Source organism: Amycolatopsis sp. NPDC003731 (assembly GCF_053586895.1).
In genome coordinates this window covers 1-19,476 of the sequence record NZ_JBSFNC010000020.1, presented here as the reverse complement: position 1 = coordinate 19,476, position 19,476 = coordinate 1, and the positions used below count along the sequence as shown (strand labels likewise).

Genomic DNA, 19,476 nt, shown 5'->3' with positions numbered 1-19,476 from the left:
GGTCAGCGGGTGCCGGTGGCGACGAACATCGGCGCCGCGACGAACAGCCGGTCGTCGCGGGCGCGGGCCGACTGCTCCTCCAGCCAGGCGCCGTCGCCGCCGAGGTTGGCCAAGACCGGCAGGGCCGCCACGTCCGTCCACACCACCGTGTGAACCTCGACCGTGACCTGCTTGAACCCGTGGTCCAGCAACAGGTTCCGGTACCGTCGCGCGATCCGCGGGTGCGGCATGCCGTCCGCTCGCGTGTGGACGATCGAGCGGGTGCGCGCCGGATCGTCCGAATCGATGACGATCGTGTCCCAGTCCTGGCCGGCGAGCACCGCGCGGCCGCCCGGGGCCAGGACGCGGCGGGCCTCGGCGACCGCGAGCGCGGGGTCGGGCAGGACGTGCAGGACCTTGTCGGCGCGGTAGCCGGTGACCGCGCCGTCGTCGAGGGGCAGGGCGGTCGCGTCGGCGACGTGGAACTCGCCGTCCGGCCAGCGCGCGGCCGCCACCGAGATCATGGCCGGGTCGGCGTCGACGCCGATGGCCCGCACCCCGCGGGCGGCCAGCTCGCCGACGGCCCGCCCGCCGCCGCAGCCGACGTCGACCACGACGTCACCAAGTCCTTCGTAAGTACGTTCCCGCAGGTGGACGGCTTGCGGGCGGTCGTCGAGGGCGTCGAGGAGGCTCAGCAACGTGGACATGCGACCCATCCTGCGACTTAATGCCGACATGAAGTCAATCGGCGAAGTGGCGGCCCGGTTCGGGCTGCCGGCCCACGTGCTGCGCTACTGGGAGGCGGAAGGGCTGCTGACCCCCGCCCGCGCCGGCAGCCGGCGCCGGTACACCGACGCGGACCTCCGGCGGGTGGCCGCGATCCTGGTCGCCAAGGAAGCCGGGTTCGAGCTCGCGGACATCCGGTCGATGCTGACCGACCGGTCCGCGGCCGGGCGGGCGGCGATGGCGGCCCGCCAGCGGGAGCGGCTCCGGACCCGGATCGCGCGCGCCCAGGCCGCGCTCGAGCTGATCGAGGGTGACTGCCGGCACGACGACCTCATGAGCTGCCCGCACTTCCAGACCCTCATCGACCGACAGCTCGATCGTTCTTGACAACTTCTCTGTTCGGCTGGATGCTGGGCGCATGTTTCCCGTTGCGGTGATCGAAGACGCGGCGGCGGCCGAGGTGTCGCTGGACCCGGTCCGGGCCCGGCTGCTGGCCGAACTGGCCGAGCCGGCCTCGGCGACCATGCTCGCCGCGCGCGTCGGCCTGCCGCGCCAGAAGGTCAACTACCACCTGCGCGCGCTGGAGAGCCACGGCCTGGTCGAACTGGTCGAGGAACGCCGCAAGGGCAACGTCACCGAGCGGATGATGCGGGCGACGGCGGCCTCGTACGTCATCTCGCCGACGGCGCTGGCCGCGGTGCAGCCGGACCCGGCCCGCTCACCGGACCGGCTCTCGGCGCGGTGGCTGCTCGCCGTCGCCGGCCGGCTCGTGCGGGACGTCGGCCTGCTGATCACCGGCGCGGCCAAGGCCAAGCAGCGCCTGGCGACGTTCGCGCTCGACGGCGAGGTGCGGTTCGCCTCCGCCGCCGACCGGGCCGCGTTCGCCGAGGAGCTCACGGCCGCGGTCACCACGCTGGTGGGGAAGTACCACGACGAGGCGGCCGAGAAGGGCCGCTCGCACCGGGTGGTCGTCGCCGTGCACCCGAGCGTCCCGGAGGAGTCCTGAAGTGGGGTACGAGTTCGAACTGACCGACGCCGCCGAAGTCGGGGCGACGCCGGAGCAGGTGTGGGAAGCCATCGCGACCGGCCCGGGCATCGACTCCTGGTTCATGGGCCGCAACGAGGTCGAGGGCGGCAGCGGCGGCACGATCCGCGGCGCCTTCGGGGCCTACCGGCCCGAGTTCCGGATCAGCGAGTGGGACCCGGCGGAGAAGCTCGCCTACGGCAGCGACACCGCACCGGACGGACGCCGGATCGCGTACGAATTCCTCATCGAGGGCCGCGGCGGCGGCAGCACGGTGCTCCGCTGCGTCACCAGCGGCTTCCTGCCGGGCGACGACTGGGAGGACGAGTTCGAGGCGATGACCGCGGGCGGCGACCTGTTCTTCCGCACGCTGGTCGAGTACGTGACGCACTTCGCGGGCCGGACGGCCACCCCGGTCACCGCGTTCGGCCCGCCGGTCGCGGACTGGGACGAGGCATGGACGCGGCTGGGCGCCGAGCTGGGACTGCCGGCGCGCCCGTCCGAAGGCGACCGGGTCCGGCTCGGCGGGGGAGGCGTGGTCTACGCCGTGAACGACCAGACGGTGGGCATCCGGACGCCGGACGCGATGTTCCGGTTCGTCCGCGGCTTCCAGGGCGCGATGGTCGCCTGCCACCACTTGTTCGCCCCGGGAGCCGACGCGGACGTCGAGGAGAAGACCTGGGGCGACTGGCTGAACCGCGTGCTCGGTTAGGTCGGGAGGGCGCCGGGGAGGCTCTGCGCCGTCTTCTTGCGGCGGAGCCAGACCCGGCGCGTGCCGTCGGCGTAGAGCCGCACGGTGCGCAGTTCCCAGCCCGCGAACTCCGCGTGGATGGAGAGCTGGATCGCCGCCGCACGCCGGGACACGCCCGGGGGGAGGTGCAGGCGGCGATACTCCCAATCCCCTTCGACCACCGCCTCGCTGACCGCTGTCATGGCTGGATCACCTGGGTCCCTTCTCCTGCGGCCGAGCCGACGATCACCCGGCCGCTCTTCTCGTCCACCCCCACCGAGTCCGGCTGGCGCACGGTGGGGAACCGGTACTTCTCCACGGGCTCGCCGCCGCGGACGTCGAACCCGACGACTTCGTTGCGTTCGGTGAGCGTCACCCACGCCAGGCTGCGCGCGGCGTCGTAGGCGATCCCGTACGCGCCGCCGGGCACCGGGTAGCGCTGCTTCAGGATCAGCGGGCCCGCCGAGAACGCCAGCAGCGCCCCCGCGCGGGCGTCGGTCACCAGCACGCGCCCATAAGAGTCCGCCACGGCGTTCGCGGCGCCGTCGCCCGCCCGCAAGCCTTCGTCGACCTTCCCGGCGGCGACGTCGACGGAGAACACCGCGGTCCGCAGCCGATCCAGCACCACCACGCCGTCCCCGGTGTCGACCACGTCGTCGGCGCTGTAGAGCTGCCCGCCGATCGTCCGTGCCGGACCCGTGGCCGGCAGCACCCGGATGTCCTTGCCCGCGCCCATCGCGACCAGGCGATCGGCCCCGTAGGCGATGCTCGAAGCCGGCTGCCCGCCGGTCTTCGTCTCGGTCAGCTTCCGGTCCGGCAACGTCAGCTGCTGCACCACACCCCGACCGGGCTCGGCGATCTCCACCCGCCCCGGCGACACCGTCAGCCGGGACGCAGCACTGTATAACGGCATATTCACCGGGGGGGACGCGAGTGCGTTCAAGTCGTACAGGCGCAGAGCCGGTGGCGAAGAAACCGCAACGACGAGGGTCGAGGTCTTCGCGTCCACGGCGACAGCCGACACCGAGCCGTCGCGGAGGACCTGACCGGCCGGCGGCACGGTCACGGCGGGGGAGACGGCCGGGCGCGCGGCGGTCGGGTTCGCGACGACCTGCAGGTCGTCGGAGGTCGACTTGGCCGACGAGCAGCCCGAGAGCACCAGGGCACCGGCGAGCGGGAGCGCGAGCCACGACACGGCGGCGAGCCGATGCACGTTGCGGCCTCCAGTTGTCCCTCGGCGGTCGGTCTTCACCAGCATGCTCCTCGATCCCCGTGCCGTCACGTGCGTGTCACCGAACAGACACCTGGCGCTCACCGCGGCCAGCGTTCGGGGTAGCCGACCTCGATCGCGCTGACGTCGTCGAGCGCGGACCGGATGGCGGGCGGGAGGGTGATGTCCTCCGCCGTCAGCGAGCCGGTGAGCTGGCCGGTGTCCCGGGCGCCGACCACCGGGGCGACGACGCCGGGCCGGTCGCGGACCCAGGCCAGGGCCACGGCCAGCGGGGACGTGCCAAGGCCGTCGGCGGCGGTCGCGACCGCCTGCACGATCCGGGCGGCGCGGTCGGTGCGGTGGTGCTCGACGTACCCGGCGTAGGCGCTGTTCGCGCCGCGGGAGTCGGCGGGGGTGCCGGTGCGGTACTTGCCGGTCAGCACGCCGCGGCCGAGCGGTGCCCACGGGAGCAGCCCGATGCCGTGGTGCGCGGCCGCGGGGACGACCTCGCGGTCCACCCCGCGTTCCAGCAGCGAGTACTCGACCTGGGTGGAGACGATCGGCGCGAGGGCCGAGGCGCCCGCGGCGGCGGTGGCCAGCTGCCAGCCGGCGTAGTTCGAGACGCCGACGTAGCGGACCTTTCCGCTGGTCACGGCGTACTCGAGGGCGGCGAGGGTCTCGGCGAGCGGCACGCAGTCGTCCCAGGCGTGCAGCTGCCACAGGTCGATGTGGTCGGTGCCGAGCCGCTTGAGCGAGCCGTCGAGCGCGGTGAGCAGGGCGCCGCGGGAGGCACCGCCGCCGAACGGCCCGTCGGTGCGCTTGGCGACGGCCTTCGTCGCGAGGACGACGTCTTCGCGGGGCACGAGGTCGCCGAGCAGCGAGCCGAGCACCCGCTCGCTCTCGCCCTCGCCGTAGATGTCGGCCGTGTCCACCAGGGTGCCGCCGGCGTCGACGAAGGCGACCAGCTGGCTGGCGGCCTCCTCCGCGTCGGTGTCGCCACCCCAGGTCATGGTGCCGAGCGCCATACGGGAGACGCGCAGTCCCGAGCGGCCGAGCAGTCGCTTTTCCACGACCGCCGAGCCTAGTGGGCTGCCCCGTCCGGAGGAGACCAAGGTGAGTCGTGTCGCGATCAAGGCCCCCGTTAGGGTCTGGCCCCGTGCGACTCGGACTGAATCTCGGCTACTGGGGAGCGGGGAACGACCCCGCGAACCTGGCCCTGGCGAAACAGGCGGAGGACCTCGGCTACGCGGTCGTGTGGGCCGCGGAGGCCTACGGCTCGGACGCGGTGACCGTGCTCACCTGGATCGCGGCGCGGACGTCGCGGATCGACGTCGGTGCCGCCGTGCTGCAGATCCCGGCCCGCACGCCGGCGATGACGGCGATGACCGCCGCGACGCTGGACACGCTGTCGGGCGGCCGGTTCCGGCTCGGCCTGGGCGTGTCCGGCCCGCAGGTGTCCGAGGGCTGGCACGGCGTGCGGTTCACCTCTCCGGTGGGCCGGACCCGGGAGTACGCCTCGATCGTGCGTTCGGCGTTGCGGCGGGAGCGGGTGCGGTTCGAGGGCGAGCACTTCACGCTGCCGCTGCCGGACGGCCCGGGCAAGGCGCTGCGGCTGACCGTCCGCCCGGCCCGCAAGCACCTCCCGCTGTACCTGGCCGCGATCGGCCCGAAGAACCTGGAGCTGGCCGGCGAGATCGCCGACGGCTGGCTGCCGGTGTTCTTCTCGCCGGCCCACGCGGGGGAGCAGCTGGCCCATGTCCGCGCCGGCGCCGAGCGGGCCGGACGCAACCTGGACGGCTTCGACGTCGTCCCTTCGGTGCCGCTGGTGCCGGGCGAGGACTGGCGGAGGAGCGCGGACGCCGTCCGCGGTTACGCGGCGCTCTACCTCGGGGGGATGGGGAGCAAGGAGAAGAACTTCTACAACCGGCTGGCGTGCCGGATGGGATTCGCGGCCGAGGCCGCCGAAGTGCAGGAGAAGTACCTGGCGGGCGACCGGGCGGGGGCGATGGCGGCGGTGCCGGCCGAGTTCCTCGACGCGACGTCGCTGCTGGGCCCGAAGGAACGGATCGCGGAGAAGATGACGGAATACGCCGAAGCCGGCGTGACGACCCTGTCGGTGTCGCCCTACGGCCCGGAGCCGGCCTCGGCGTTGCGCACGGCCGCCGAGGCGCTCGAGCTGGCGGGGGTGGCCTGACGTGGGGTGGTTCGAAGCACTCGTCCTGGGCCTGGTCCAGGGCCTGACGGAGTTCCTGCCGATTTCGTCGAGCGCGCACCTGCGGATCGTCGCGGCGCTGGCCGGCTGGGACGACCCGGGCGCGGCGTTCACCGCCGTCACCCAGATCGGCACCGAGCTGGCGGTGATCATCTACTTCGGGCCCAAGATCGGGAAGATCCTGCGGGCCTGGTTCTTCTCGCTGTACAAGGCGGAGTGGCGCCGCGACCCGGACGCCCGCCTCGGCTGGCTGATCATCGTCGGCTCGCTCCCGATCGTGGTGCTCGGCCTGCTGCTGCAGGACGAGATCGACAGCGCGTTCCGCGACCTGCGGATCACCGCGACGGTGCTCATCGTGTTCGGCGTGATCCTGCTGATCGCCGACCGGATCGGCAAGCAGGAGCGCACGCTGGACGACCTCACCGTGCCGCACGGCCTCGGGTTCGGGTTCGCGCAGGCGCTGGCCCTGATCCCGGGCGTGTCCCGTTCGGGTGGCACGACGAGCGCGGGCCTGCTGCTCGGCTACACCCGCGCGGAGGCGGCGGAGTACTCGTTCCTGCTGGCGCTGCCGGCGGTGTTCGGGTCGGGCGTGTACAAGCTCAAGGACATCGGCTCGGGCGACGTGCCCGCCCAGTGGGGCCCGACGATCCTGGCCACGCTGGTCGCGTTCGGCGTGGGGTACGCGGTGATCGCCTGGCTGATGGCGTACATCAAGAAGCGCAGCTTCGTGCCGTTCGTGGTCTACCGGCTGGTGCTGGGCGTCCTGCTGTTCGTGCTGATCTTCAGCGGCGTGCTGGACCCGAACGCGGGCCCGGTCGGTCACTGACGCGCCGGTGTCGCGAATGACTCATTCGGGACGTGGGAGGTCGCGAATGAGTCATTCGCGACCTCCCACGTAGGGTGGGCCCCGTGAGTACGGTGATCCTCCTCCGGCACGGCAAGTCGACGGCCAACGGGTCCGGCATCCTGGCCGGGCGCTCCCCGAAGGTCAACCTCGACGACACCGGCCGCGCCCAGGCGGAGAAGCTCGTCGGACGGCTCGACGGCGTGCCACTGGCCGGGCTCGTCGTGTCGCCGATGCTGCGGTGCAAGCAGACCGTCGGCCCCCTGGCGGCGGCCAGGGGGCTCGGCAAGGTCGTCGAGCCCGGGTTGTCCGAAGTGGACTACGGCGACTGGACCGGCAAGGAGCTCAAGCACCTCGCCAAGGAACCGCTGTGGCGGGTCGTGCAGGCGCACGCCTCGGCCGCGGTGTTCCCCGGCGGCGAGGGCCTGGCCCAGATGCAGGCCCGCTCGGTCGCCGCCGTCCGGGCGCACGACCGGCGGATCTCCGCCGAGCACGGGGACCACGCCGTCTGGCTGCTCTGCAGCCACGGGGACGTCATCAAATCCATCCTCGCCGACGCGCTCGGCCAGCACCTCGACGCCTTCCAGCGGATCGTCGTCGACCCGGCGTCCATCTCCGTCGTGCGCTACACCGAGACGCGGCCCTTCGTGATGCGCGTCAACGACCACGGCGGGGACCTGCGGGGCATCGTTCCGCCGGAACCGAAGCCGAAGAAGGGCAAGAAGGCCGCGTCGAGCAGCGACGCCGTGGTGGGCGGTACCACGGGGCGGTGACCCCGGCCACCTCCGGAAAGCGCTGACATCGACCCCGGCCGACCCCGTAGGGTGGCAAGACCGAGTGTCTGTCCCCGACCAGGAGCCTGCCCGATGATTTCGCCGGACAACCCGTTCGCCGCACCCAGCGAGCTGCCCTACGCCCTGCCGCCCTTCGACCGGATCTCCGACGAGCACTACCGGCCCGCGTTCGAGGCCGGCCTCGCCGATCACGCGGCGGAGATCGAGCAGATCGCGGCGCAGGACGCCGAGCCGACGTTCGAGAACACCATCGTGGCCCTCGAACGCGCCGGTGAGCTGCTGGGCCGGGTGGCGAGCGTGTTCTACAACCTGTCCGGCTCCAACAGCACCGACGAGATCCAGGCCATCCAGGCGGAGTTCGCGCCGAAGCTGGCCGCCCACCACGACGCCATCCACCTGAACCCGCAGCTGTTCGCCCGGATCGACGCCCTCCACGCGCGCCGCGGCGAGCTCGGGCTGGACGAGGAGTCGCTGCGGCTGCTGGAACGGCGGCACACCGACTTCAGCCGCGCCGGTGCCGGCCTCGGCGAAGCCGAGCAGGCCCGCCTGCGCGAGCTGAACGAGCAGCTGTCCACCCTGCAGACGAAGTTCCAGCAGAACCTGCTCAAGGACACCAACGAGCTGGCCGTCGTCATCGCCGACCGCGCCGAGCTCGACGGCTTCGGCGACGGCGCGATCGCCACCGCGGCCGAAGCGGCGTCCGCCCGCGGCGAAGACGGCAAGTACGTGCTCACGCTCAGCCTGCCGACGAGCCAGGCGTCGCCGCTGGAGACCCTGCGCGACCGGGACGTCCGGGAGCGCATCCACACCGCGTCGATGGCGCGGGGCAACCGCGGCAACGCCAACGACAACAACGCGATCGTCGCCGAGATCGTCCGCCTGCGCGCGGAACGAGCCGCCCTGCTCGGCTACCCGAACCACGCCGCGTACGTCATCGCCGACGAGACGGCGAAGACGGCCGAAGCCGCCGCCGGGCTGCTGGAACGGCTGGCACCCGCGGCCGTCGCGAACGCCCGCGCCGAAGCCGCCGAACTCCAGCAGCTGCTGGAAGCCGACGTGCCGGGCGCGAAGCTGGCGCCGTCGGACTGGCCGTTCTACGCCGCCCAGGTCCGCCGTGAGCGCTTCGAGGTCGACACCGAGGCCCTGCGCCCCTACTTCGAGGCCGACCGCGTGTACCTCGACGGTGTCTTCTTCGCCGCGACGAAGCTGTACGGCCTCACCTTCACCGAGCGCGACGACCTGCCGAAGTACCACCCGGAGGTCCGGACCTTCGAGGTCTTCGACGCCGACGGCACGCCGCTGGGCCTGTACCTGCTGGACCTCTACACCCGCGACGCCAAGCGCGGCGGCGCCTGGATGAACACCTTCGTCGACCAGTCCGAGCTGCTGGACCGCAAGACGGTCGTGGTCAACGTGCTGAACGTGAACAAGCCGCCGGCGGGGGAGCCGACCCTGCTCACCTTCGACGAGCTCGTCACCGCGTTCCACGAATTCGGCCACGCCCTGCACGCGCTGGTCTCCTCGGTCCGCTACCCGACCTTCTCCGGCACCAACGTCCCCCGCGACTTCGTCGAATACCCGTCGCAGGTCAACGAGATGTGGATGCTGTGGCCGGAAGTCCTGGCCCACTACGCGAAACACCACGAGACGGGCGAGGCGCTGCCGCAGGAGCAGGTGGAGAAGCTGCTCGCCGCCCAGCAGTACGGCGAAGGGTTCTCCACCACCGAGTACCTGGCGGCGTCCCTGCTCGACCAGGCCTGGCACGGCCTCGGCGTCGACGACCGGGTGGGGGACGTGCAGCGCTTCGAAACCGAGGCCCTCGTGAAGGCCGGTGTGGCCGTCGACGCCATCCCGCCGCGCTACCGCACGACGTACTTCGCCCACATCTTCAGCGGCGGCTACAGCGCCGGGTACTACTCCTACATCTGGAGCGAAGTCCTCGACGCCGACACCGTCCAGTGGTTCCGCGAAAACGGGGGACTGACCCGCGCCAACGGCGACCACTTCCGCCGCACCCTCCTCGGCAGGGGAGGGAGCATCGACCCCATGGACGCGTTCCGCGCCTTCCGCGGCCGCGACCCGGAGATCGAGCCCCTGCTGGCCCGCCGAGGCCTCGGCGGCGTCTGAACCCCGCCCGACACCCGGTCTCTTCGGTGACCTCACAAAGTGTATAACGACCTATACGCCGGGGCGATTTTCTTCGAAAATCGCCCCGGCACTCATTTGCGCACAAAGACCAGCAAAGACGGGGGAACTCAGCCCACGATGTGGTCGACGAAACCGTAGGTCAGGGCTTCGTCCGCGTCGAACCAGCGGTCGCGGTCGGCGTCGGCGGTGATGCGCTCGACGGTCTGGCCCGTCTGGCGCGCGGTGATTTCGGCGATGCGGCGTTTCATCTTGCCGAAGACCTCGGCCTGGATGGCGATGTCGGTGGCGGCGCCGCTGATGCCGGCCGAGGGCTGGTGCATGACGATGCGGGTGTTGGGCAGCAGGTAGCGCTTGCCGGGGGTGCCGGAGGAGAGCAGGAATTGGCCCATGGAGGCGACGAAGCCGAGGCCCCAGGTGGCGACGTCGGGTTTGACGAGCTGCATGGTGTCGTAGATGGCCATGCCGGCGGTCACCGAGCCGCCGGGGGAGTTGATGTAGAAGGTGATGTCCTTGGCGGGGTCGTCGGCGGCGAGCAGGAGCAGCTGGGCGATGATCCGGTTGGCGATGTCGTCGTTGACTTCGGAGCCGAGGAAGACGATGCGGTCGCGCAGGAGCTGTTCGTAGACCGAGTCGTTGAGGGTCTGGCCGGGGGCTTGGAGGTCGGGTGCGGCGAGAAGGGTCATGGTGGCGACGGTAGGGCCGAAGATCGCATGGCGGGCGGCGGTTTCGCTGTGAGCGTGCGGTGTTCGCCGGACGCGAAAGGGGCCGCCGTCCGCAGTGGACGGCGGCCCCGGTTCGGTGCGCGCAGGCTCAGATGAGGCCGAGCTTCTGCACGGTGTCGCGTTCTTCGACGAGTTCCGCGACGGAGGCGTCGATGCGGGCGCGGGAGAAGTCGTCGATCTCGAGGCCCTGGACGATCTTGTACTGGCCGTTCTCGGCGGTGACCGGGAAGGACGAGATGAGGCCTTCGGGGACGCCGTAGGAGCCGTCGGAGGCGACGGCGGCGGAGGTCCAGTCGCCGGCGGGGGTGCCGTTGACCCAGGTGTAGACGTGGTCGATGGCGGCGGAGGCGGCCGAGGCGGCGGAGGAGAGGCCGCGGGCTTCGATGATGGCCGCGCCGCGCTTGGCGACGGTGGGGATGAAGTCGTTCTCGAGCCAGGCCTGGTCGACGGCGTCGGCGATGCTCTTGCCGCCGAATTCGGCGTGCTGGACGGAGGGGTACTGGGTGGCGGAGTGGTTGCCCCAGATGGCGACCTTCTTGAGTTCGGTCACCGGGACGCCGAGCTTCTTGGCGAGCTGGGCGAGGGCGCGGTTGTGGTCGAGGCGGGTCATCGCGGTGAAGCGGTCGGCGGGCACGTCGGGGGCGTGCGAGCGGGCGATGAGGGCGTTGGTGTTGGCGGGGTTGCCGACGACGAGGACCTTGATGTCGTCGGCGGCGCCGGCGTTGATGGCTTCGCCCTGGGGCTTGAAGATGCCGCCGTTGGCTTCGAGGAGGTCGCCGCGCTCCATGCCCTTGCTGCGGGGGCGGGCGCCGACGAGGAGGGCGATGTTGGTGCCTTCGAAGGCCTGCTTGGGGTCGTCGAAGATGTCGGTGCCGGCGAGGAGGGGGAACGCGCCGTCTTCGAGCTCCATCGCGGTGCCCTCGGCCGCCTTGACCGCCTGCGGGATTTCGAGCAGCCGCAGCTTCACCGGGACGTCCTGGCCGAGGAGCTGACCGGACGCGATGCGGAAGAGCAGCGCGTAGCCGATCTGGCCGGCGGCGCCGGTGACGGTCACGTTGACGGGGGCTTGGGTCATTGCGGTTCTCCAGCTTGAGACGACTTTGGCTTGTGGGTGGAGCCTATCCCTCCTGGGCGTTGCTGGTCGGGTGCGTCCAGTCACTGTTGTGAGGATCGCTTTCGGGGGTCCGGGTGGCGGAGCCCCCGGCCCGGGGCGGAGCCCCCGGCCCGGGGCGGAGCCCCGGTTGTCAGAGCTCGCTTTTCAGTTGTCGGTGACGTTGGCGGCGAGGCGGGTGAGGAGGTCGGCGAGCTGGGCGATCTCGGTGTCGGTGAGGCCGCGGCGCATGCGCTGGTCGTGGGCGATGGCGGCGGTGGCGAGGCGGTGGAAGAGCTGTTCGCCGTCGTCGGTGAGTTCGACGAGGTGGACGCGGCGGTTGGCGGGGTCGCGGCGGCGGGTGACGAGGCCGGTTTCTTCCATGCCGTTGAGGTGGTGGGTGAGGGTGGCGCCTTGGATGCCGACGGCGTCGGCGAGTTCGCGCTGGTTGGCGACGGGGGTGGTTTTGAGGGAGATGAGGATCTGCCAGACGGGCTGGGAGCCGCCGGCGGCGGCGAGGGCGTGGTCGAAGGCGCGGGCGGCGGTTTTGGCGGTGCGGGCGAGAACGACGCCGATGGGGGCGGTGGCGGGTTTGGGCACGGCGGAACTCTAACGCAGATGCCGAGAGGTCTAAGCGTTTGACATCTAACAGTTAGACTTCTAACGTTGAGGCATCGAACGGAAGGGGACCGTGATGAGCACCGAAGAGCAGATCCGCGAGTTCGGCCGGGAGTGGGCGGCGGCGGAGGAACGTGGCGACACCGAGGCGTTGGCGGGGCTGGCGGCCGAGGGGTTCCGCCTGGTCGGGCCGCTGGGGTTCGTGCTGGACCGCGACCAGTGGCTGGCCCGCTACGACGGCGGCGGGCTGGTGACCGAGAAGCTGGACTGGACCGAGGTCGAGGTCCGGGAGTTCGGCGGGACGGCGATCGCGATCGGCGTGCACGAGCAGGTGGCGACCCATCGGGGGAACCCGGTGAACGGCCGCTTCCGCGCGACGCACGTGCTGGTCCGCGCGGACGACCGGTGGCGGCTGGCGGGGATCCACCTGAGCCCGATCGGCGCGCCGTTCGTCCCGGGTGGTGGCGGGCGATGAGCGTCGAATTGAACCACACGATCGTGTGCGCGACGGACCGCGGGAAGTCGGCGGAGTTCCTGGCCGGGATCCTGGGCCTGCGGACCGGGCCGGTGGCCGGGCCGTTCGTGCCGGTCCGGCTCGCGAACGGGGTCACGCTGGACTTCCTGCAGGTGGAGCGCGTGACGAGCCAGCACTACGCGTTCCTGGTCGGCGACGACGAGTTCGACGCGGCGATGGCGCGGATCGAGGCGGCCGGGGTGCCGTATTGGGCGGATCCGTTCCACGAGCGGCCCGGCGAGGTCAACGGACTCAACGGCGGGCGCGGGGTGTACTTCGCCGACCCCGACGGCCACAACCTCGAACTGCTGACGAGGGAGTAGTCATGCGCTTGAGCATCGGGGTCACGGACTTCTCGTGGCCGGACGAGCTGGCCGACGAGCTCGCCGCTGTCGCGGTGGCGGCCGAGGACGCCGGCTTGGACACGCTGTGGGTGGCCGACCATCTGCTGCAGGCCGACCCGCACAGTTCCGCGGACTCGGCCATGCTGGAGGCCTACACGACGCTGGGTTTCCTGGCCGGGCGGACGAGCCGGATCGGGCTGGGCACCATGGTGTCGGCGGTGACCTTCCGGCCGCCCGCGCTGCTGGTGAAGGCGGTCACCACGCTGGACGTCCTGTCGGGTGGGCGGGCCCGGTTCGGCATCGGCGCCGGTCACCACGAGGGGGAGGCGCGGGCGATGGGCCTGCCGTTCCCGCCGGTGGGCGAGCGGTTCGCGCGGGTGGAGGAGACCGTGCGGCTGGCGTTGCGGATGTGGGCGGGTGACGAGTCGCCGTTCGAGGGCGAGCACTACCGGCTGGAGCGCCCGGTCGGCCGGCCGCGGCCGGTGCGGCGGCCGCGGATCCTCGTCGGCGGGGCTGGCGAGCGGCGCACGCTGCGGCTGGTGGCGCAGTACGCCGACGCGTGCAACGTGTTCGACATCCCGGACGGCGGGCGGACGGTGCGGCACAAGCTGGCGGTGCTGCGGCGCCACTGCGACGAGGTGGGGCGGCCGTACGGGGAGATCGAGAAGACGATCAGCACGCGGCTGGCGCCGGGTGAGCCGGCGGAGTCGTTCGCCCGGCGGTGCGCGGAGTTCGCCGGGTGGGGTGTCGGCCACGCGGTGGTGATCACGGCCGGCCCGTGGGCGGTGGCGGGGGTCGAGACGCTGGGGCGGGCGGCGGCGTTGATCGGCTGAGCCGGACGTCACGTGGGTGATCGTGGTCGGCGGCCGGGGGAGCGGGGGTGCGAAATCGTTTTCTCCGCGCATTTATTCGCGCTCGTCGGAATGGGCTTTACGAAAATTGTCGAAACGTGAGCAATGCCGCTTGGTGGGACGAGCCGTGCAGCGTTGCTCCGTTCAGCGGGGTTTGCTTCCATGATCCTTTCGCTACCATGGTCCGGCCCCCGTCCCCAATTTGAATGTATTGGGAAGGATTCCGATGCTGTCTGCGGTCGTTGCTGCCGTAATGGCGCTGTCCTCTGTGGTCACCCCGCATTCGTGGAACACTCCTCCGCCGCCCGACAAAATCGTCATCGACGTCGTGAACGCGATCGGCACCGGGTGTCCGACGGGCACGTCGGCCGTGGCTGTTTCGCAGGACAATACGGCGTTCACCGTGACCTACAGCGCCTACACGGCGTTGGTCGGGGTCGGTGCCGGGCCGCTGGACGCCCGGAAGAACTGCCAGATCGGCCTGCGGGTGCACGTGCCGCAGGGGTTCACCTACGGAATCGCGCAGGCCGACTACCGCGGATTCGCGCACCTGGAACGCGGCGCGACCGGCCTGGAAAGGGCCAACTATTATTTCCAGGGCAATTCTCCGACGGCGTACATCCAGCACCCGCTGGCCGGGCCGTTCGAAGATGACTGGCATTTCACCGATTCGACAGAGGTCGGGGCCATCGTCTTCAAGCCCTGCGGTGAGGAACGCAACCTGAACATCAACACGGAATTGCGGGCCGCGGCCGGGACGTCGGATCCGAAGAAGACGACGAGCTACGTCACGATGGACTCGACCGACGGCAGCATCACCACCACGTACCACTTCGCGTGGCTCGTCTGCCCGTGATCGGCTCCGGGTGACCGGAGGTCCAGAGGGGCGGCGCGGCCCGCAAGCCGCGCCGCTCCGGCCGATCACCGCCGGAGCGGGGCCCGGGGATCGGTGGCTTCGACGCCGAAGACGCGGCCGAGGGAGACGAGGGCCTCGTCGAGGTGGCTGAGGCTGGAGAGGACGGCCCGGGTTTCGGCCGCTTCGACGCGGTCGGAGACGGGGGTGCCGTCGTCGCGCACGAGCGTGCCGGGTGTGGGGCCACCCGGGGCGTTCAGCGCGGTGCGGAGAACGTCGATGTTGGCCAGCAGCCGTCCGGTGAACTGCCTGAGCCGGTCGGCGTCGGCGCCGGTGAGCTGGCCGGGCTGGGCGCGGGCGGCGACGTGCCGGGCCCGGAAGGCGATGGTTTCCAGGGTGGTGAGCACGTGCCAGCCGTAGTCGCGGCGGGCGCTGCGCAGGTTCACCGGGTGGGTCAGCGGTTCGATGGTGGTGCGGACCTGGTCGACGCTGCGGTCGAGGTCGCGGGAGAGCTCGATGATGTTGACGTTCTCCTCGCCGGCGAGCAGGCCGCGGGTGTGTTCGAGGAACTCTTCGAGGTCGTCGAGCACCGCGGCGACGTCGTCGAGCATGACCGAGCGGGTGCGGACCGGGACGATGACGACCGCGGCCAGGATGCCCGCCGCGGCGCCGACCGCGGTCTCGGCGACGCGGATCCAGAGCACTTCGAGGCTGAACGTGCCGAGCAGGCTGTAGAGCAGGCCGAGCATGCTGGTGACGAAGAAGGCCATCACCACCTGGGACACCCGTGCGGTGTAGACCATCCCGAACACGCACACGAGGATCAACGCCAGGGTGGCGGCGGTGTTGCCGCCGACCAGCAGTGCGAGCAGGACGCCGCCGACGATGCCGATCAGGGTGCCGCCGAGGCGGCGGACGCCCTTGACGAAGGTGGCGCCGGCGCTCGAGGCGCCGATGAACACCACGAACACCGTGAGCACGGCCCAGTACCAGCGCTGGTGGGAGACGAGTTCGCCGCCGAGCACGGCGAGCCCGCCGCCGACCACGGCCTGGATCGCGCTGCGGGTCCGGTTGTCGTAGGCGAACTTCGGGGCCGGCTCGTCGGTGTCGTCGGGGGCGAGCGGGTCCGGAATGGCTTCCGGGCCCGCGGCGCGCTGGGCGCGGTCGTCGGCGAGGGCGAGTTCGGCCAGTGCCTTGCGGACGCCGTCGCCGGGCGCGGCGTGGGAGTCGATGCGGCTGCCTTCGACGAGCATCCGGCTGTATTCGCCGGTCTGGCTGATCAGCGGGAGCTCCCGCGGGTCGCGTTCCATGAGGGCGCGGAAGCGGGCGAGGCGGGCGATGAGGTCGTCGCGAACCTCGGCGGTGAGCTCGTCGGAGCAGGTGCGCTGGACGGTGATCGCCAGCCAGCCGACGGCGAGCTCGACTTCGATGGCGCGGCGGCGCAGCACGTCGGCGGCCCGGGCGTCGACGACGTCGGGGGCGGCGTCCTCGATGAGCAGCACGCACTCGTGCAGCCGCGCCAACGCCGAGCGCAGCTGCTTGCGGGTGCGCTCGCTGCCGTTGACCGCCAGGTAGGCCTCGGCGGCGCGGACGACGGCGCCGAGGCGGGCGCGGAAGGCGCGGCGCACGCGCAGGAACTCGGCCGCGGCGTTGTGGCGCAGCAGGACGAACCGGACGAGCGCGTTGGCGAGGACGCCGACGCCGAGTGCCATCAGCAGCTGCGGGACCTGCTTGACGTGGGCCTGCAGGAACATCGGGAAGAAGAACAGGAAGAAGGCGATCGAGCCGAGTGCGGTGCCGCGGGGCCCGAAGCGCTGGGCGTAGACGGCGACGAAGATCAGCAGGACGAACACGACGCTGTCCAGCGGCGGCAGGGCCGAGCCGAGGCTGGCGACGGTGATCGACGCGCCCCCGGTGAGGAAGGCCAGGACGAGGGTGACGGCTTGGCCGCCCGGGGTGGGGTCGTTGACGGTGAACGCCGTCATCATCGCGGCGATGGCGCCGACGAGGGTGACGGTGAGCGGGACGTGCGCCGGCAGCAGCGCGAGCACGGCGAGGACGATGCCGAGCACGGCGGAGCCGGCCAGCCGCAGCCGGACCAGGCCGGGGTCGGCCGCCGCGAGCCGGTCGAGAGCGGCGGTGCGGAACTGGTTCATCGGGCGAGGAGCTCCCACTGGGCGAGGGTGGCGCGGCGGCCGCGGGTGGCGGTGATCCGCAGCCGGTAGCGGGCGTGCGCGGCGGGGGTGGCGAGGACGAACGGGCGGGTCTGGCAGCGCCAGCGGAACAGCTCGCCGTCGCGTTCGTCCAGGGTGGTCCAGTCGACGCCGTCGTCGGAGCCTTCCAGCACCCACGCGCTCGCGTCGCCGCGGCGGGCGCCGGAGGTGAGGGTGTACATGGTGACTTCGCGGGGTTCGCCGGTGACGGTGAATTCGATGGCCGGGGTGGCGCTGCGGAAGGTGACCTGGGTGCGGGTGGTGTCGTCGAACAGGGCGCCGACCTTGGTGCCGTCGGAGCTGGTCGCGGTGCCGGTCAGGTCGGTGACCGGGGCCGGGTGGTCGGCGGGCGGCGGCGGGGCGCCCCACCCGGCCGGTTCGGTGGTCAGGTCGAAGACGAGTTCGGCGCCGGCGGCGAGGGTGGCGTGCGCGATCGAGGTGGCCTCGTGCGGTTCGCCGTTCACGGTGAGCCCGCGGACGTAGACGGTGCCGGCGGTGTTGCCGGGGGCGTGGACGACCAGTTTCCGGCCTTCGCCCAGGTGGACGGTCGCCTTCTCGAACAGCGGCGAGCCGATGGCGTAGCGCGGGCTGCCGACGGCGAGGGGGTAGAAGCCCAGCGCGCTGAAGACGTACCAGGCGGACATCTCGCCGTTGTCCTCGTCGCCGGGGTAGCCCTGGCCGAGGTCGCTGCCGAGGTAGAGCCGCCGCAGCACCTCCCGCACGACGGCCTGGGTCTTCGCCGGCGCGCCGGCGTGGTTGTAGACGTAGGGGATGTGGTGCGAGGGCTGGTTCGAGTGGCCGTACTGGCCCATCCGGACGTCCCGGGCCTCGGTCATCTCGTGGATCAGGCCGCCGTAGGCGCCGGGGCGGCGGCCGGTCTCCGGGGTGGCGAAGAAGGTGTCCAGTTTGGCTTCGAGTGCCTCGGTGCCGCCGTGGAGGGCGGCGAGTCCGGGGCCGTCGTGCGGGGCGGTGAAGGCGGTGTTCCAGGCGTTGGTCTCGACGAAGTCGCCACCCCAGGCGGCCGGGTCGTAGCCCTCGGGGGCGAACTTGCGGCGGCCGTCGCGGTGGCGGCCCTGGAAGAAGCCGATCTCCGGGTCGAAGTGGTGGACGTAGTGCTTCGCGCGCTCGCGGAAGTAGGCGGCGTACTCGGCGTACATCCGCGCCCGGGGCCCGTCGCTTTCCCGGGACAGCGCCTCGGCGAAGTTGGCCAGGCCGAAGTCGTTGATGCAGCCTTCCAGCGCCCAGGACAGTCCTTCGTGGACCGACACCGGGGTGTAGTGGAGGAAGATCGACTCTTCGAGGCCCTTGCGGCCGACCGCGCGGCGCGGCGGGGTGACGGTGGCGTTCTTCAGGCCGGCGTCGAAGGCGGCTTCGGCGTCGAAGTCGCGGACGCCCTTGAGGTAGGCGTCGGCGAACGCGACGTCCGAGCTGGTGCCGGTCATCAGGTCTGCGTAGCCGGGGGAGGACCAGCGGGCGATCCAGCCGCCTTCGCGGTACTGCTGGACGAAGCCGTCGATCATCCGGCCGCAGCGTTCCGGGGTGAGCAGCGCGTAGGCCGGCCAGGTCGTGCGGTAGGTGTCCCAGAAGCCGTTGTTGACGTACAGCTCGCCGTCGACGACCTTCGCGCCGGTCCGCCGCCGGGTGCTCGGCCACCACCGGCGCACCACCGGGCTGGCGTGCCGGATCCCCTTCGGCGTGTTCTCGTGCGCCACGTTCGGGTAGAGGAACAGCCGGTAGAGGTTCGAGTACAGCGTCGTGCGCTGGTCCTCGGTGGCGCCTTCGACCTCGACGCGGCCGAGTTCCTCCTGCCACAGCCGTCTGGCTTGGGCCGCCACCTGCTCGACCGTGGACCCGGCCGGGATCTCCAGTTCGAGGTTGCGCTTGGCCTGGGCGAGGCTGATCAGCGACGTCGCGATCCGCAGCGTGACGTCGGGCCCGTCGAATTCGAAGTAGCCCGAGACCCGCCGCCACGGCGGGAAGCGGACCTTGGCGCCACGGGTGGCCGGGGCGTCGGTGACGGCGTAGACGAACATCCGGCGCGCGCCGGCCGACAGCCGGCTGCGGACCGTGGTGTAGCCGGTGATCACGCCGGTGTCGGCGTTGATGCGCAGCCGGCCGCGGTTGCGGACGTTGTCGAACAGCAGCCAGCCGTGCTTGGTGGGGAAGGTGAACCGCATGATGGCCGCGTGCGACGTCGGGGCGAGGTCGGCGGTCATCCCGTTGGCGAACCGGACGCCGTAGTGGTGCGGCGAGTCGGTCTCGTCCTCGTGGGTGAAGGCCAGGGCGCGCTTGCGGCGGTCGCGTTCGACCGGGCCGGTGCCGGGCATGAGGTGGAAGGTGTGCCGGTCGCCCATCCAGGGGCTCGGCTGGTGCGACAGCGCGAACGCCTGCAGCGCGGGCCGGTTCTGCTCGTCGTTGTGGCGGTGGTAGGAGTACAGCCAGTTGGTGACGCCGGCGTCGGTGACCGGGGTCCAGAAGTTGAACCCGTGCGGCACCGCCGTGGCCGGGACGTGTCCAGCACCTGCGCCGTGTGCTCGTCGGCCTCGCCGTCGAGCAGGCCCAGCAGGATCGTCACCGCCGCCCGGCCCGCCGCCTCGGTCGGCA

General features: G+C 71.6%; 19 protein-coding genes and 1 pseudogene. 11 read left to right on the top strand and 9 right to left on the bottom strand.

Features of this window, described 5'->3' with window-relative positions; translation table 11 throughout:
* Positions 1 to 2: 2 nt before the first annotated feature.
* Positions 3 to 686, bottom strand: a complete 684-nt coding sequence (locus tag ACWDN5_RS11265; RefSeq protein ID WP_449676089.1) for a methyltransferase domain-containing protein — start codon at positions 684 to 686, stop codon at positions 3 to 5.
* A 28-nt stretch (positions 687 to 714) separates the two neighbouring features.
* On the opposite strand from ACWDN5_RS11265, the gene ACWDN5_RS11260 reads away from it, so the two are divergent.
* The 3 genes from ACWDN5_RS11260 to ACWDN5_RS11250 are packed head-to-tail and all read left to right on the top strand — an operon-like array spanning position 715 to position 2,441.
* On the top strand, positions 715 to 1,092 hold the full coding sequence (locus tag ACWDN5_RS11260; RefSeq protein WP_449676088.1) for a MerR family transcriptional regulator: 378 nt from the start codon (positions 715 to 717) through the stop codon (positions 1,090 to 1,092).
* A 31-nt stretch (positions 1,093 to 1,123) separates the two neighbouring features.
* Positions 1,124 to 1,711, top strand: coding sequence for an ArsR/SmtB family transcription factor (locus tag ACWDN5_RS11255; RefSeq protein ID WP_449676086.1), 588 nt, complete (start codon positions 1,124 to 1,126; stop codon positions 1,709 to 1,711).
* A gap of 1 nt (position 1,712) precedes the next feature.
* Positions 1,713 to 2,441 carry an SRPBCC family protein gene (locus tag ACWDN5_RS11250; protein ID WP_449676084.1) on the top strand — a complete coding sequence of 243 codons (729 nt, stop codon included), beginning with the start codon at positions 1,713 to 1,715 and terminating at the stop codon, positions 2,439 to 2,441.
* Here ACWDN5_RS11250 and ACWDN5_RS11245 read toward each other — a convergent pair.
* From ACWDN5_RS11245 to ACWDN5_RS11235, 3 genes are all read right to left on the bottom strand, one after another.
* Complete coding sequence (locus tag ACWDN5_RS11245; protein ID WP_004561940.1) at positions 2,438 to 2,662, bottom strand: DUF5703 family protein; 225 nt, start codon at positions 2,660 to 2,662, stop codon at positions 2,438 to 2,440. The two genes, ACWDN5_RS11250 and ACWDN5_RS11245, sit on opposite strands and share 4 nt — an antisense overlap.
* Positions 2,659 to 3,672, bottom strand: a complete 1,014-nt coding sequence (locus ACWDN5_RS11240) for a YncE family protein (RefSeq protein WP_310973209.1) — start codon at positions 3,670 to 3,672, stop codon at positions 2,659 to 2,661. Before ACWDN5_RS11240 ends, ACWDN5_RS11245 begins: the two co-directional genes overlap by 4 nt.
* A 98-nt stretch (positions 3,673 to 3,770) precedes the next feature.
* Positions 3,771 to 4,739 carry an aldo/keto reductase gene (locus ACWDN5_RS11235; RefSeq protein WP_310972737.1) on the bottom strand — a complete coding sequence of 323 codons (969 nt, stop codon included), beginning with the start codon at positions 4,737 to 4,739 and terminating at the stop codon, positions 3,771 to 3,773.
* Between the two features lie 86 nt (positions 4,740 to 4,825).
* On the opposite strand from ACWDN5_RS11235, the gene ACWDN5_RS11230 reads away from it, so the two are divergent.
* From ACWDN5_RS11230 to ACWDN5_RS11215, 4 genes are all read left to right on the top strand, one after another.
* Positions 4,826 to 5,863, top strand: coding sequence for an LLM class F420-dependent oxidoreductase (locus ACWDN5_RS11230; RefSeq protein ID WP_310972736.1), 1,038 nt, complete (start codon positions 4,826 to 4,828; stop codon positions 5,861 to 5,863).
* A gap of 1 nt (position 5,864) precedes the next feature.
* Positions 5,865 to 6,707: an undecaprenyl-diphosphate phosphatase gene (locus ACWDN5_RS11225; RefSeq protein WP_310972735.1), complete on the top strand. Its 843-nt coding sequence runs from the start codon at positions 5,865 to 5,867 to the stop codon at positions 6,705 to 6,707.
* 83 nt (positions 6,708 to 6,790) lie between these two features.
* The gene (locus ACWDN5_RS11220) at positions 6,791 to 7,498 is read left to right on the top strand and encodes a histidine phosphatase family protein (protein ID WP_449676082.1); all 708 of its coding nucleotides are present in this window, start codon (positions 6,791 to 6,793) and stop codon (positions 7,496 to 7,498) included.
* 93 nt (positions 7,499 to 7,591) lie between these two features.
* Positions 7,592 to 9,646, top strand: coding sequence for a M3 family metallopeptidase (locus ACWDN5_RS11215; protein WP_449676081.1), 2,055 nt, complete (start codon positions 7,592 to 7,594; stop codon positions 9,644 to 9,646).
* Positions 9,647 to 9,774: 128 nt separating this feature from the next.
* Here ACWDN5_RS11215 and ACWDN5_RS11210 read toward each other — a convergent pair whose 3' ends face one another.
* From ACWDN5_RS11210 to ACWDN5_RS11200, 3 genes are all read right to left on the bottom strand, one after another.
* Positions 9,775 to 10,350, bottom strand: coding sequence for a ClpP family protease (locus ACWDN5_RS11210; RefSeq protein ID WP_310972732.1), 576 nt, complete (start codon positions 10,348 to 10,350; stop codon positions 9,775 to 9,777).
* 127 nt (positions 10,351 to 10,477) lie between these two features.
* Entirely contained in the window at positions 10,478 to 11,464 is a 987-nt protein-coding gene (locus tag ACWDN5_RS11205) for a malate dehydrogenase (RefSeq protein ID WP_449676079.1), read from the bottom strand.
* Between the two features lie 183 nt (positions 11,465 to 11,647).
* Positions 11,648 to 12,079 carry a MarR family winged helix-turn-helix transcriptional regulator gene (locus ACWDN5_RS11200; RefSeq protein WP_310972730.1) on the bottom strand — a complete coding sequence of 144 codons (432 nt, stop codon included), beginning with the start codon at positions 12,077 to 12,079 and terminating at the stop codon, positions 11,648 to 11,650.
* 94 nt (positions 12,080 to 12,173) lie between these two features.
* Here ACWDN5_RS11200 and ACWDN5_RS11195 point away from each other — a divergent pair, with 94 nt between their 5' ends.
* From ACWDN5_RS11195 to ACWDN5_RS11180, 4 genes are all read left to right on the top strand, one after another.
* Positions 12,174 to 12,572, top strand: coding sequence for a nuclear transport factor 2 family protein (locus ACWDN5_RS11195; protein ID WP_449676077.1), 399 nt, complete (start codon positions 12,174 to 12,176; stop codon positions 12,570 to 12,572).
* Complete coding sequence (locus ACWDN5_RS11190) at positions 12,569 to 12,934, top strand: VOC family protein (protein WP_310972728.1); 366 nt, start codon at positions 12,569 to 12,571, stop codon at positions 12,932 to 12,934. The genes ACWDN5_RS11195 and ACWDN5_RS11190 overlap by 4 nt, the downstream gene beginning before the upstream one ends.
* Positions 12,935 to 12,936: 2 nt before the next feature.
* On the top strand, positions 12,937 to 13,788 hold the full coding sequence (locus tag ACWDN5_RS11185; RefSeq protein WP_449676076.1) for a TIGR03560 family F420-dependent LLM class oxidoreductase: 852 nt from the start codon (positions 12,937 to 12,939) through the stop codon (positions 13,786 to 13,788).
* A gap of 271 nt (positions 13,789 to 14,059) precedes the next feature.
* Positions 14,060 to 14,662 (top strand): DUF4360 domain-containing protein, encoded by a 603-nt coding sequence (locus tag ACWDN5_RS11180; protein ID WP_396136951.1) that lies wholly within the window; start codon positions 14,060 to 14,062, stop codon positions 14,660 to 14,662.
* A 65-nt stretch (positions 14,663 to 14,727) separates the two neighbouring features.
* On the opposite strand, the gene ACWDN5_RS11175 is transcribed toward ACWDN5_RS11180, so the two are convergent.
* Entirely contained in the window at positions 14,728 to 16,815 is a 2,088-nt protein-coding gene (locus tag ACWDN5_RS11175) for an FUSC family protein (RefSeq protein ID WP_310972726.1), read from the bottom strand.
* Positions 16,812 to 19,382 (bottom strand): annotated as a pseudogene (locus ACWDN5_RS11170) (GH92 family glycosyl hydrolase); the annotation flags it as partial. The pseudogene ACWDN5_RS11170 and the gene ACWDN5_RS11175, both read right to left, overlap by 4 nt.
* Between the last annotated feature and the right edge of the window lie 94 nt (positions 19,383 to 19,476).

What these genes read in the sequence shown, in the direction of transcription:
- ACWDN5_RS11180 (WP_396136951.1), top strand. Translation starts at nt 14,060, where the DNA reads ATGGCGCTGTCCTCTGTGGTCACCCCGCATTCGTGGAACACTCCTCCG.
- ACWDN5_RS11195 (WP_449676077.1), top strand. Translation starts at nt 12,174, where the DNA reads ATGAGCACCGAAGAGCAGATCCGCGAGTTCGGCCGGGAGTGGGCGGCG.
- ACWDN5_RS11210 (WP_310972732.1), bottom strand. Translation starts at nt 10,350, where the DNA reads ATGACCCTTCTCGCCGCACCCGACCTCCAAGCCCCCGGCCAGACCCTC.
- ACWDN5_RS11255 (WP_449676086.1), top strand. Translation starts at nt 1,124, where the DNA reads ATGTTTCCCGTTGCGGTGATCGAAGACGCGGCGGCGGCCGAGGTGTCG.
- ACWDN5_RS11205 (WP_449676079.1), bottom strand. Translation starts at nt 11,464, where the DNA reads ATGACCCAAGCCCCCGTCAACGTGACCGTCACCGGCGCCGCCGGCCAG.
- ACWDN5_RS11175 (WP_310972726.1), bottom strand. Translation starts at nt 16,815, where the DNA reads ATGAACCAGTTCCGCACCGCCGCTCTCGACCGGCTCGCGGCGGCCGAC.
- ACWDN5_RS11190 (WP_310972728.1), top strand. Translation starts at nt 12,569, where the DNA reads ATGAGCGTCGAATTGAACCACACGATCGTGTGCGCGACGGACCGCGGG.
- ACWDN5_RS11260 (WP_449676088.1), top strand. Translation starts at nt 715, where the DNA reads ATGAAGTCAATCGGCGAAGTGGCGGCCCGGTTCGGGCTGCCGGCCCAC.
- ACWDN5_RS11265 (WP_449676089.1), bottom strand. Translation starts at nt 686, where the DNA reads ATGTCCACGTTGCTGAGCCTCCTCGACGCCCTCGACGACCGCCCGCAA.
- ACWDN5_RS11215 (WP_449676081.1), top strand. Translation starts at nt 7,592, where the DNA reads ATGATTTCGCCGGACAACCCGTTCGCCGCACCCAGCGAGCTGCCCTAC.
- ACWDN5_RS11245 (WP_004561940.1), bottom strand. Translation starts at nt 2,662, where the DNA reads ATGACAGCGGTCAGCGAGGCGGTGGTCGAAGGGGATTGGGAGTATCGC.
- ACWDN5_RS11185 (WP_449676076.1), top strand. Translation starts at nt 12,937, where the DNA reads ATGCGCTTGAGCATCGGGGTCACGGACTTCTCGTGGCCGGACGAGCTG.